Source organism: Pseudomonas sp. Z4-7 (genome assembly GCF_051131965.1).
Taxonomy (GTDB): Bacteria; Pseudomonadota; Gammaproteobacteria; order Pseudomonadales; family Pseudomonadaceae; genus Aquipseudomonas.
On record NZ_CP071642.1, the window covers coordinates 5,107,177 to 5,119,417 of the forward strand.

The following is a 12,241-nucleotide window of genomic DNA, read 5'->3' on the forward strand; positions in this document are numbered from 1 at the left end:
TGGCAGCAACTGTCACGCGGTGTTTTTTATGGGCGTCAACTCAACAAATGCCATTGATCGACGTCTGGCACCACCCCGATCAGGCCTAATTCGGCGTCGGGAGCCGCAGCGGGAGCAAAGACCATGTTGTCTTCGCCAAGGCTTTCCCGCCAGTCCCCAGCCAGCGCAATCTGGAACGCATGGCCTTGCGCGTCCGCTTCCGCATCCTTCAGGTAAGTGCGGTCCAATGCCTCGTTGTAAACCAACTTCAGCGTCGTGTCCGTCCCCTCTCCGAAGCCGGTATAGCCCAGTGCCGATACATCGATCTTGTCGTCAACCGTAAAGCCTTCGATAAGGTCGGCAAAGCTCTGGCTGTCGGTACGGTAGCTGTCTTCGGTGGAGAGATAGCGGAATACGTCGGCGTTTTCCCGATTGTCCGTCCACAACGAAATGTCGGCCCTGTCTCCGCCGTTGAGACGGTCGGCGCCCGCGCCACCGATGATGACGTCTGCTCCGGCGCCGCCGTTGATACGGTCATTGCCGTCCAGGCCACGGATGATCTCTGACAAGGCCGAACCGGTGATCGTATCGTTGGCAGACGTACCTTCGACGGTGGGCGCGGTAAACACCAGATTGGTGCTGTTCAGTTGCCCTACCAAATTGCCGTCCAGGGACAGTTCAAAGCGTTGCCCGGCGGCATCGGCGTCGTAGCTCTTGAGGTAGGTGCGGGTGCCGTCCGCGCTGGCCTGGATGGCCAAGGTGCCGTCATGGCCGTCGCCAATCCCGGTGAAGCCCAGGCCAATCAGGTCGATGCGGTCCTGTGAGACATCGAAGTCCCGGACCCGGTCGCTGTTGTTCAGCGCAGCCGTGCGGAAACTGTCGCCCAGTTCGGTAAAGCGGAAGATGTCCGCGCCAGCGCCACCTTGCAGAACGTCACGCCCGCCATTGCCCTGGAGCACATCGTCGCCGGCCAGGCCGTGGATGATTTCGGCGGCAGCGGTCCCCCGGAGGATTTCCTCACCGGCGTACCCATCCACATGGAGCTTGCCATCCTGGCTGCCGAAACTGCTGTCCAGACTGCCATCGGCGTTCAAGCGGATGACACTGAAATCGCCGTTGCTCGTGCCGGCTGCCAGGATCCTGCCATCTGCCTGTACCGTCAATGCCACTGGCGTGTCGGCCTCGAAGGTCACCCTGCCGTTATCGCCAAAGTGGCTGTCGAAGGACCCGTCAGCGTTAAGCCGCGCGATGGTGGCCAAGGTACCGCCCTGAGCATGGCCCATGACAACGATCTTGCCGTCAGCCTGAACGGTGACCGTCGAGTCTTCGCCAAAACCCATCGCAGCGCTCAAGTGCAGGACACCGTTGTCACCAAAACGGGCGTCCAATTGTCCGTCGGGGTTGTAGCGCTGTAATGCGAACGTCGGATCACCCGCCCCGGCGGCATTGTAGGCAGCCCCGACCACGACACCTCCATCGGCCTGCACCGCAGCAGAGATTGCTCCGTTGAAATACGGATCTTCGGCAATGTTGACGCTCAGCACGCCCTCGTTGCCAAAGCCGTCGACAAGGGTGCCGTCATCGCCGACCTTGGTGATAGTGGCCTGGTCGAACCCGCGCGCGCTGACCTGGAAGGTGCCGTCCGTGTTGGCCGTCAGGTCGATGTCCTTGAAGTCATGGCTGATGGCGACCGTCACGGCGCCGTTCTGACCAAAGGCTGCATCGCGCGTCCCGTCGCTGTTGAAGCGCTCCACCTGTATGCCGGTGTTCAGCGCGACAGCGACAAGCACCTTGCCATCGGCCTGCACCGCCGTCAGCTCGTAGCGGGACGACGGGGCTATTGTGGCAGGAACAATGTCGACGCCGCCGTCGTGGAAGCCGGTGTCCAGGCTGCCATCGGCGTTCAGGCGGACAACCGAATGGTTCTGCTCGTAGCCGTAGCTTTCCTCGCCTGGCGCGCCGGGATAACCCCATGCCAGGTATTCGGTATAACCGCCAATCAGTATCTTGCCGTCCGGCTGGATAATGATGCTCTGGTTGTCATCGGAATGGCCGGTGAGGTCGACCTGGACAGTGCCCGGGCCCGTTCTCACGATATGGGAACTGGTTCCGGTGCTATCGGTAGTTGCCATGGTTTAATCCTTTAAATGGGTGCTGGATTCGTCACTCTAGTAAAGCGATCAGGGTTTGCACGCCGCCCGAGCATGAGCAAGACCAGTGGTTTTGGTGGCCACTGGCCTCGTCGGAGCTGATCGAGATGATCGCTTTTTTCGGAGATATCAAACGAGCGGCAAGTTCACTTGCGGCTGGAGGAAGACGACCAAAGGAGGCTGATCTGGCGTCGGGGCGTGTTGGTGACCGTGTGAAGGGTGATTCGCCTGTGCGGATTATGTGGCGGCTCCCCCCTCCCATGGAAGGAGCATTGCGCCCGCCTCAGGCCTTTTTGGTCCTCGGCAGGAAAATCGCCAGCACCCCAAGCAACGGCAGGAACGAACACAACCAGTACACATATTCGATGCCACGGATGTCTGCCAGATGCCCCAGCAGCGCGGCGCCGATCCCGCCGAAACCGAACATCAGGCCGAAGAACACGCCGGCAATCATCCCGACGTTGCCCGGCACCAGTTCCTGGGCATACACCACGATGGCGGAGAATGCCGAGGCCAGGATGAAGCCGATCACTACGCTGAGGATACTGGTCCACAGCAGATCGACGTGAGGCAGGATCAGCGTGAATGGCGCCACGCCGAGGATCGAGAACCAGATCACCGCCTTGCGTCCGATCCGGTCACCGATCGGTCCGCCAAAAAACGTTCCGGCCGCTACCGCGCCAAGAAACAGGAACAGGTGCAACTGGGATGACGCCACCGACAGGTCGAATTTCTCGATCAGGTAGAAGGTGAAGTAGCTGGTGAAACTGGCCATGTAGAAATACTTGGAAAACACCAGCAACCCCAGCACCACCAAGGCGCTCAAGACCCGGCCCCTGGATAAGCCGTGGGTCGCCGCCTGGCCTTGCTTGAGCTTGAACAGGTTCAGGTGATTGGCGTACCAGCGGCTGATGCGGTACAGCACGAACAAGGCGAACAGCGCGAATAAGCCAAACCAGGCCACGTTGCCCTGCCCGTAGGGAATGATGATCGCCGCCGCCAGCAACGGCCCGAAGGCGGAGCCGGCGTTGCCGCCCACCTGGAACGTCGATTGTGCCAGGCCGTAGCGGCCGCCGGAGGCCAGGCGTGCCACGCGCGACGCCTCGGGGTGGAAGGTCGAGGAGCCGATCCCGATCAACCCGGCCGCCAGCAGGATCAAGGCAAAACTGCCGACCATCGACATCATCACGATACCGACCAAGGTGCAGATTGTTCCTGCCGGCAAAAGCCAGGGCTTGGGGTGCCGATCAGTGTGATAACCCACCCAGGGCTGCAGCAGCGAGGCCGTCAGCTGGAAGGTCAGCGTGATCAGGCCGACCTGGGTAAACGTCAGGCCGTAGCTTTCCTTGAGCATCGGATAGATTGACGGCAGCACGGCCTGGATCAGGTCATTGATCAGATGGGCCAGCGCCACCGCACCAATGATGCGCATGACTAACGGGCTGCTTTGAGGCGTGGAGGCTGGCGACGTCGTGTCGGCCTGGGTATTGCTGATAGCCATGGGAGTTTCCATACGGCGGATGGGTGCACACGGGCAGGTGCGTCAATGTGCCATTTTTCGGTGCGGCAAGGCTATCCCCTTAGCTTGCTATCTACCTATAAAAAATAGTCGCCGAACAAGGTGATAGCGCAACGCCATGGTCTGAATCTTGCCTTGTTTATGCTCTACGACGCGGCTCCTTACAAAGGGGACCGAGAATGGGAAGTTTCGCTACAGAGCAGGCCCATAGAGCCAGCCTGGGCAAACTTTCGAGGCCTTTTAAAAGGGCACCTGTTTCGACACTTGTGTCGAAACGCACAAAAAGAGTGCGCAGGGTGTCCAGGGGAGTATGGGCATGCAGGCTTTTCTATCACCGGGCATCCGGTTGCTGGGGCATTTTGGTTTCGCCCGTAAATTCCAGTTGTTGTTCCTGTTGTTCATCCTGCCGCTCATGGGCAGCCTGTGGCTGATCGGCCAGGATTACCGGGACAAGCTCAACCTGATTTCCGGGGAACGTGCCGGGGTGCGTCAGTTGCTGGCGCTGGACAACCTGGACAACCTGCTCGCCGCCCAGCGCAATCGCGCGGCGCGCTGGAGAGCAACGGAAACCAACCGCCAACCGACCCCGGCGACACTGGCCGCCATGGCCGCGTTCGAGGCCGTGCAACCGGCGCTCAACCAGGCCGCCAGTGACCTCGGCGCGACCCTGCAAGCCGAAGGCGCGGAGGCCGACACCCTCGCCCGCTATCAGACATTGCAAACCAGCCTCAACGGCCTGGACTCCAAAAGCCTCGGCACCGTCGGTTGGTGGCCGGACGGCTATGATCGTTTCACCGCGGCCCTCGGCGCGCTGCAAGCGTTGCGCGAACAGATCGTCATGGACAATCGCCTGACGCTTGCCTCCTGGCTGGAAACCTATCTGCTGACCCAGATATCGACCCAGCAGACACCCGACCTGATCGAACGCGTCGGCCGCCTGGCCAGCGTTGGCCAGGCCTCGGTGGTGTCAGGCCAGTTCACTTTGCAGAGCCGCCTGCAACTGCGCGACTTGCGCAGCCGCATCGGCGATGCCCGGGACCAGTTGGTCAAGACCGGTGCGCTGCTGGAAACGCGCCTGCCCAGCGAGCTGCAAACCTGGGCCGGCCAGTTCCAGGGCAGCCTGAAAAACCTCGACGGCGGTTTGAAAATCCTCGATGACGGCGTGTTCGGCGGCGCCATCAATCTCAAGCCGGAAGGCTTTGAAAAACAGATGGATGCCCTCCTCCTCGATCTGGCGACCCTGCGCCAACAATCGTTGATCGCGCTGGATACCCGGCTGGAGCATTATCACAGCTCGGCGATCCGCCAATTCACCTTGGTGGCCACCGTGCTGGGCTGCCTGCTGCTGGCCGCGCTGTATCTGTTCATCTGTCTGCAGACCTCGATCCGGCGCAGCGCCAGCGGCATCACCGTGCTGGCCGAAGCCCTGCGTGACGGGAACCTGAGCGTGCAAGTGCCAGTGCAGGGCCGCGACGAACTGGCGGCGATCAGCACCGCTCTCAACGTCGCCGTGGTGCAATTGCGCAACAGCCTGCTGGGCGTCGACCACGAGACCCTGCAACTGAGCGATGCCGTGCGCACCCTCAACACCCATTCCAGCGGAGCCTTGGGCGAGGTCGAGGCACAACAGATACAGATCAGCCAGATCGCCGCTGCCGCGACGCAACTGGCGGCAACGTCCCAAGGCGTCGCGAGAAGTTGTGAACAGGCATCCGACAGCGCCCAACAGACCCGCCAGATCGCCGCCGACAGCAGTCGCGACAGCCAGCGCACCACGGCGAGCATCCAGCAACTCAACCAGCGTCTCAACGAAACCGCCGCGGCGCTGGGCCGGGTCAGCGAGCAGGGTCAGCAGATCCAGTTGGTGGTCGACACCATTCGTGGCGTGGCCGAGCAAACCAACCTGCTGGCGCTCAACGCCGCCATCGAGGCCGCCCGCGCCGGCGAACAAGGCCGCGGGTTTGCCGTGGTTGCCGATGAAGTGCGCAGCCTGTCGCAGCGCACCCAGTCCTCGACGCAGCAGATTGCTGGCACCGTCGACAGCCTGCGCGCCACGGTCAACGAGGCCGTCAGCCTGATGGAAGCCGCCTGCGGCCAGGCTCAGACCGACGCCCAAGCCGTCACCGGGCTTGGCGAACGACTGGGCGAAATCGCCAGCGCCGTGCAAAGCGTCACCGATACCCTGGCGCAAATCGCCACCGCGGTTGACGAACAGGCCAGCACCGCCGACGAAGTCAGCGGCAATATCCAACAGGTGGATCAGGCCGCCATGCGCTTGCTGGAAGGTGCCCGCGCCGTGAACCTGGCGGCGGACACATTGAGCCAAGGCAGCCAGGCCTTGAGCGCGAACACGGGGAGATTTCAACTCGGCTGACAAGCGCTGGCGGCGAGGATGGATAAGCGGTTGAAAGCGCAGAGAAATATTTTTGATTCACGCTTGACACATCTTCGTTACCAGCGAATAATGCGCGCCACTTGGCTACATAGCTCAGTTGGTTAGAGCATAGCATTCATAATGCTGGGGTCCGGGGTTCAAGTCCCTGTGTAGCCACCAAGTCCTGTTCAACGATGTTCTCGAATGTCTTTGAACAACAAGAAGCCCGCCTAGTGCGGGCTTTCTTGTTTCTGGCTGTATCTCCTTCTCCCCTCCTTCGTGTATCCCTCCAAGTTGCAGTGCGGTTATGCAGTCTCCTGGAAATCCATCTCCGGTGGCTGGCGCTGGAAGCCGCCCGTCAGCACCGCCAGGTACACCACGCCGATCGCCAGCCAACTCAGGCCCAGATAGATCGCCAGGTGATCGAGGCTGACCATCAGCCACACATCCGCTGCCAGCCCTATGAACGGGAACAGCAGGAACAATACGAATTCACGCGGGCCCTTCTTTTCTGCGCCGATCCAGTAGTGAAAGATCACCGACAGGTTCACCAGGCTGAACGCCAGGAACGCGCCGAAGTTGATGAACGAGGTGGAGGTGGTGACGTCCAGTTTCAGCGCCAGCAACGCGACCACTGCGCACAACAGGATGCTGTTGATCGGCGTCCCGAAGCGCTCATGCAAGGTACCGAAGAAGGATTTTGGCAGCACACCGTCACGGCCCATAGCGAACAGCAGGCGCGAACCGCTGGCCTGAGCCGACAGCCCCGACGCGAACTGACCAACGATCAGGCCGATCAGGAAGATCGACACGAACAGGTCGCCACCGATATTGCGGGCAATTTCATAGGCCGCCGCATCGACGCTGTCGAACTGGAACGACGGATGCGCGACCTGCACGAAATACGACACGCTGACGAAGATCAATCCCCCGATCAGGGTGATCAGCATGATCGCGCGCGGAATGGTCCGGCGCGGGTCGCGGGTTTCTTCGGTCAAGGTGCTGACCGCGTCGAACCCGAGGAAGGAATAACAGGCGATGGCTGCACCGCTCATGATCAGCGGCATCTGCATGTCACCGTTGAAGAACGGCTTGACCGACCACAACGGTGTGCTCGCATCACCGCCGATGTAATGAACGCACAGCGCAACGAAGGCGATCAGTACCAGGAACTGCACCAGCATCAATAACGCGTTGATACCGTTGGCCAGTTTCAGACCGACGATATTGATCGCACTGGTTATGCCGATGAACAGCAGCACCCAGATCCACTGCGGCACCGCCGGAAATGCGGAATGGAGGTAGGCCGCGCCGATCAGCCAGATCGCCATGGGCAGGAACAGATAATCGAGCAGCACCGCCCAACCGGCGATGAACCCGAGTTTCGGGCTGATCGCCTTGCGCACGTAGCTATAGGCCGAACCGGCGACGGGAAACGCCGCGGCCATGCGGCCGTAGCTCATCGCGGTGAAAAACATCGCCACCAATGCCGCGAGATAAGCGGCGGGGACCATGCCGGCGGTGGATTGAGCGAGGATGCCGAAGGTGCCGAGGACAATGATCGGCGTCATATAAGCGATGCCGAACAGCACCACCGACCCCAATGACAGGGTGCGTTGTAAACGAGCCATGAGCGACTACTCCGAATTATTGGATTTATGGCAGAGCCGAGTTCGGCGCAAGTTTTCGGGTGTTACGTTGTTGTTCTGGTTTTTCTTCAGCAAAGAGATGTTGCTGCTCAGGGCCCCTTCGCGGGCGGGCCCGCTCCCACAGTTGATCTCTGGCGTTCACCCATCCAGTGTGGGAGCGGGCCTGCCCGCGAATGCGTCAGCCCTACCCACACAGGATCAGGATCAACGCGCAGGAATCAGCAGCTCGCGCAATCCACAGGCATGCTCGACAATTTCCCCCGGCAACTTCAGGCGTTGGTCATCCAGATACCGATAATCATGCCGCGCCGCCGTCAGCTGGTTCAGGTCCAGCTCCACCGCAAACTGCCCTTCCTCCCGCCCGGCCTCGAACAACAATTTGCCCAGCGGGTCCACCAACGCACTGCCGCCTGCAAACACCAACCCGCCGTCGCCCTCCTCCACCCGGTTGACCATCAGCGCAAACGCCTGGTTTTCCTGGGCGCGGGCCATGATTGCGGTGCGGTGGGTCGGGCCGTAGGGATCCATGTTGCCGTTGGTGACGATCAGCAGTTCGGCCCCCAATTGCGCCAGGGCTCGGGCGGTTTCCGGGAATTCGATGTCGTAGCAGATCAGCAGGCCGACCCGCACACCTTTCCATTCACACGTGGCGTAACGGTCGCCGGCCTCGAACACCCCGCGATCCGACGCCCACAGGTGTGTCTTGCGATATTTCAGCGCAATGCCTTGTGGCGTGATCAGCAGCGTGGTGTTGTAAAAGCGGCCGCGGTCGTTCTCGGCCACGCCGATCACCACGGCAACGTCATGTTCCCGAGCCGCAGCGAGCACCGCGCTGACGGTCGGTCCGTCCAGCGGTTCGGCGGTTTCTGCCACCGTCTCAAGCGATGGAAAACCCATCAGGTGGGTTTCGGGGAACACGATCATCTGCGTATCGGCGGCACACGCGGCAATCGCCTTGAGCGCGCGTTCGAGGTTGTAAGCCGTGGCGTTATCACGGCCCGCCAACTGGGCGAGTTCGACTTTCATGGGTATCCCTTGTTCTTGATCGGCGGGTAGAAAGATTGCCCGCTCGGTGTCTGTGCGCCAGTATGCGCAGCAAGCCCGCGGCCGGGAAATCACGCCGCTGGGGTAACCCGATAGGGGTAGAGGCATGACACTTTCGCTGGATGACATCGCGTGGCACCGCTCGGTCGGGCAACTGATCGACGCCTTGGACAAGCCCAATTTCTGGACGCAGCTGGTACGGCTGCTGGATCAGTACGTCCCCTTTGACAGTTGGGTGGCGCTGCTTTTCAGTGCCGACCAGCGCCCGCAAGTGTTCGCCGAGTGCCCGGGCGCAGACGGCACCCCCGATCAGTTGTTCCAGGATTACCTGCGCGGTTTGTATCTGCTCGATCCGTTCTACATCGCCTGTCGGGAGCAGTCGCGCACCGGGCTGTATCGCCTCTCGGAAGTCGCACCGGAACATTTCGAGCTGACCGAGTATTACCAACGCTACTTTCGGCTGAATGTGGTATCCGATGAAATCCAGTTCAATTGCCAGCTCGAAGGCGACCGCACGCTGTGCCTGTCGTTGGGCAGCAAGCAGCGCTTCAGTGGCGAGCAGATTGCGCTGCTGTCACTGATCCAGCCCTGGGTACTCGGCCTGTTGCGCCAGCGTCTGCCTTATGAAATCAATGAGGTCGTGGCCCTCGCGCCAGCACCGTCGCAAGTCGACTGGCGAGTGCAGCTGGAAGCGTCAGTGCAGCAGCTCAAAGGCGCGCAATTGACGGCGCGGGAGCTGGATGTCGGGCGCTTGATGCTCAGTGGCTGCTCCAGCAAGGAAGTCGCCCGCAAGCTGGAAATTTCTGTCGAGACCGTGAAAGTCCATAAGAAGCACATGTACAGCAAACTGGGGATCAAGTCCCAGTCCGAGCTATTTTCGATTTTTCTCCAGGCGCAGAATGCCTGACGTGTCTATGGAGCGACGCAGAAAAGCGCTTATTGAAAGAAGCACGCCCTTGCTGATTTGCGCCCCACGTCCCGCATCGCTACAGTCGGCCTCAATATCCCTGGCCCATGGATGGAGCGACACGTGCTTTCAGCCCTCAACCCGAATCTTCATCGCCTGTCAGCCGTTTCGCTGCTGGCCGTCGCCCTGACACTCGTTGCCTGTAAGACGCCGCCCGCCTCCACGACTGCCCCGCCATTACCCACCGCTCCGGAAATCGCTTCCGGCTACCGCACCGACCTGCAGACTCGCCACGCCGACCGGCACATGGCCGCTGCGGCCAATCCTCTGGCGGCCGAGGCCGGGCGGGAAATGCTCCGGCGTGGAGGCTCGGCCATCGACGCGGCGATTGCGATGCAGGCAGTGCTGACGCTGGTGGAGCCGCAGTCTTCCGGCATCGGCGGTGGCGCGTTCATTGTGCTGTGGGACGGCAAGGCGGTGCGCACCTACGACGGTCGCGAAACGGCACCGGCCGGCGCCAGCGAAAAACTCTTCATCCAGACCGACGGCAAACCCATGCCGTTTGCCGCCGCGCAGATCGGCGGCCGTTCGGTAGGCACGCCTGGCGTGTTGCGCGCGCTGGAACTGGCTCATCGCAAACACGGTCGCCTGGAATGGGCGACGCTGTTCGAGCCGGCCATCAAACTGGCGGAACAGGGCTTCAGGATTTCCCCCCGGCTGCACTCGATGATTACCGCCGATACAGCCTTGCCCAGCTCGCCCGAGATGGCCGCCTATTTCCTCAACGCCGATGGCAGCCCGAAAGCGGTGGGCACGCTGCTGAAAAATCCTGCCTTGGCCGGCGTACTTTCGCGTATTGCCCACGAAGGTCCCAGCGCGTTGTATGAGGGGCCGGTGGCTGCGGAGATCGTCGCCAAAGTGCAAGGCCATGGCAATCCCGGCAGCCTTTCGCTGAGCGACCTCAAGGGTTACGCCGCCCGGGAACGCGCGCCGTTGTGCACCGACTACAAGCGCTGGCAAGTCTGTGGCATGGCGCCACCGTCGTCCGGCGGGATCGCCGTGGCGCAGATCCTCGGGACATTACAGGCCCTGGAACATCGCGACAGCCGCTCGGCCCTCGCGCCGTTGAAACCGCTACCGTCAAACAAGCCCGCGGGTATCGAGCCGGCGCCGCAAGCGGTGCACCTGATTTCCGAGGCTGAACGCCTGGCCTACGCCGACCGCGCCCAGTATGTCGCCGATGCGGACTTTGTCCCGGTGCCGCTCAAGGGTCTGGTCGATCCGGCTTATCTGGCCAGTCGCGCGAGCCTGATCGGCCCACGCAGCATCGGTATCGCCAAGCCCGGCACACCGCCGGGTATCCAAGTGGCCTACGCACCGGACCGCTCGCCCCTGCGCATTTCCACGTCGCAAGTGGTGGCGGTGGATGACCAGGGCGGCGCCGTGTCGATGACCACCACGGTGGAGTCGGCCTTCGGTTCGCACTTGATGGTGCAGGGCTTCATGCTCAACAACCAGATGACCGATTTCTCGTTCATACCCGAAGAGAACGGACAGAAAGTCGCCAACCGCGTCGAGCCCGGCAAACGCCCTCGGTCGTCCATGGCGCCGACGCTGATCTTCGATCGCCAGAGTGGCGAATTCCTAGCCGCGATTGGTTCGCCGGGCGGATCGCAGATCATCGAATACGTCGCCAAGTCGGTGATCGGCCTGCTGGACTGGAACCTGGACCCGCAAGCCGCCATCAACCTGCCCAACTTCGGCAGCCGCAACGGCGTCACCGAACTGGAGCAGGGCCAGTTCAGCCCGACGCTGATCCAGGCGCTGAAAGACCAGGGCCACACGGTGAGCGAGATCGACATGACCAGCGGCACCCAGGCGATCGTTCGGGTGCGCAATGCGCAAGGCAAGGCTTCACTGGCTGGCGGGGCGGATCCGCGGCGTGAGGGAGAGGCGCTGGGGGATTGAGCGCGCGGAAATCAGGTAAGGCCCGCTTGGTTTGATGGTGGATGGGATGACGCCTTCGCGAGCAGGCTCGCTCCCACAATGGATCTGCGTGATACCTGTGACAACCCCGGTCAACTGTGGGAGCGAGCCTGCTCGCGAAGGCGGCTCACTCAGCAAGTTCTCAAGTCGACAGCTGATTGGCGAACTGGCTCACCGCATCCACCACCTTTTTCGCCCCGTCCTGGATCTCGACGATGACCGTTCCCGCCTCGGCTGCCAGGGCCAGGCCCTGTTCAGCCTGATGCTGGCCGTCGGTCATCAGCGCCACGGCATTGCGGGCCATGTCCTGGTTCTGGCGGACCACGCCAATGATCTCGTCGGTCGCCTGGCTGGTTCGCGAAGCCAACTGCCGGACCTCATCGGCGACCACTGCGAAACCGCGTCCCTGCTCACCGGCCCGAGCAGCCTCGATGGCCGCGTTGAGCGCCAGCAGGTTGGTCTGTTCGGCGATGCCGCTGATGGTCTTGACGATGGTCCCGATGACCAGGGATTGCTCGTTCAGGGCCTCGATACCTTGACCGGCGGTTTGCATGTGTCGGGCCAGGTCACGCATCACGTCCACCGCCTGGGTCACGACGGTGGTTCCGCGCTGGGCGCTGTTATCGGTCTGCA

General features: G+C 61.9%; 8 protein-coding genes and 1 tRNA gene. 4 read left to right on the forward strand and 5 right to left on the reverse strand.

Annotated features, from left to right (window positions below; all coding sequences use genetic code 11):
* Positions 1-35: 35 nt before the first annotated feature.
* Together J3P91_RS22925 and J3P91_RS22930 are read right to left on the reverse strand one after the other, a co-directional pair.
* Entirely contained in the window at positions 36-2,111 is a 2,076-nt protein-coding gene (locus tag J3P91_RS22925; protein WP_434601835.1) for a calcium-binding protein, read from the reverse strand.
* Between the two features lie 301 nt (positions 2,112-2,412).
* Positions 2,413-3,630 carry an MFS transporter gene (locus J3P91_RS22930; RefSeq protein WP_434601836.1) on the reverse strand — a complete coding sequence of 406 codons (1,218 nt, stop codon included), beginning with the start codon at positions 3,628-3,630 and terminating at the stop codon, positions 2,413-2,415.
* Positions 3,631-3,964: 334 nt separating this feature from the next.
* Here J3P91_RS22930 and J3P91_RS22935 point away from each other — a divergent pair, with 334 nt between their 5' ends.
* The gene (locus tag J3P91_RS22935; RefSeq protein WP_434571833.1) at positions 3,965-6,022 is read left to right on the forward strand and encodes a methyl-accepting chemotaxis protein; all 2,058 of its coding nucleotides are present in this window, start codon (positions 3,965-3,967) and stop codon (positions 6,020-6,022) included.
* A 103-nt stretch (positions 6,023-6,125) separates the two neighbouring features.
* Positions 6,126-6,202, forward strand: a tRNA-Met gene (locus tag J3P91_RS22940).
* A 125-nt stretch (positions 6,203-6,327) separates the two neighbouring features.
* On the opposite strand, the gene J3P91_RS22945 is transcribed toward J3P91_RS22940, so the two are convergent.
* Both J3P91_RS22945 and J3P91_RS22950 read right to left on the reverse strand, forming a co-directional pair.
* Complete coding sequence (locus tag J3P91_RS22945; RefSeq protein WP_434571831.1) at positions 6,328-7,653, reverse strand: APC family permease; 1,326 nt, start codon at positions 7,651-7,653, stop codon at positions 6,328-6,330.
* A 222-nt stretch (positions 7,654-7,875) separates the two neighbouring features.
* Complete coding sequence (locus J3P91_RS22950; RefSeq protein ID WP_434601837.1) at positions 7,876-8,697, reverse strand: carbon-nitrogen hydrolase family protein; 822 nt, start codon at positions 8,695-8,697, stop codon at positions 7,876-7,878.
* Positions 8,698-8,821: 124 nt separating this feature from the next.
* Here J3P91_RS22950 and J3P91_RS22955 point away from each other — a divergent pair, with 124 nt between their 5' ends.
* Both J3P91_RS22955 and ggt read left to right on the forward strand, forming a co-directional pair.
* Positions 8,822-9,622, forward strand: a complete 801-nt coding sequence (locus J3P91_RS22955; protein ID WP_434571828.1) for a response regulator transcription factor — start codon at positions 8,822-8,824, stop codon at positions 9,620-9,622.
* Between the two features lie 111 nt (positions 9,623-9,733).
* Positions 9,734-11,590: a gamma-glutamyltransferase gene (gene ggt, locus J3P91_RS22960; protein ID WP_434601838.1), complete on the forward strand. Its 1,857-nt coding sequence runs from the start codon at positions 9,734-9,736 to the stop codon at positions 11,588-11,590.
* Between the two features lie 160 nt (positions 11,591-11,750).
* Here ggt and J3P91_RS22965 read toward each other — a convergent pair whose 3' ends face one another.
* On the reverse strand, positions 11,751-12,182 hold the full coding sequence (locus J3P91_RS22965) for a methyl-accepting chemotaxis protein (RefSeq protein WP_434605209.1): 432 nt from the start codon (positions 12,180-12,182) through the stop codon (positions 11,751-11,753).
* Positions 12,183-12,241 lie beyond the last annotated feature (59 nt).

Bases quoted from the DNA above. Each gene is read 5' to 3' on its own strand.
- J3P91_RS22925 (WP_434601835.1), bottom strand. From the start codon at position 2,111: ATGGCAACTACCGATAGCACCGGAACCAGTTCCCATATCGTGAGAACG.
- J3P91_RS22930 (WP_434601836.1), bottom strand. From the start codon at position 3,630: ATGGCTATCAGCAATACCCAGGCCGACACGACGTCGCCAGCCTCCACG.
- J3P91_RS22935 (WP_434571833.1), top strand. From the start codon at position 3,965: ATGCAGGCTTTTCTATCACCGGGCATCCGGTTGCTGGGGCATTTTGGT.
- J3P91_RS22945 (WP_434571831.1), bottom strand. From the start codon at position 7,653: ATGGCTCGTTTACAACGCACCCTGTCATTGGGGTCGGTGGTGCTGTTC.
- J3P91_RS22950 (WP_434601837.1), bottom strand. From the start codon at position 8,697: ATGAAAGTCGAACTCGCCCAGTTGGCGGGCCGTGATAACGCCACGGCT.
- J3P91_RS22955 (WP_434571828.1), top strand. From the start codon at position 8,822: ATGACACTTTCGCTGGATGACATCGCGTGGCACCGCTCGGTCGGGCAA.
- ggt (WP_434601838.1), top strand. From the start codon at position 9,734: ATGGAGCGACACGTGCTTTCAGCCCTCAACCCGAATCTTCATCGCCTG.
- J3P91_RS22965 (WP_434605209.1), bottom strand. From the start codon at position 12,182: ATGCGTGACCTGGCCCGACACATGCAAACCGCCGGTCAAGGTATCGAG.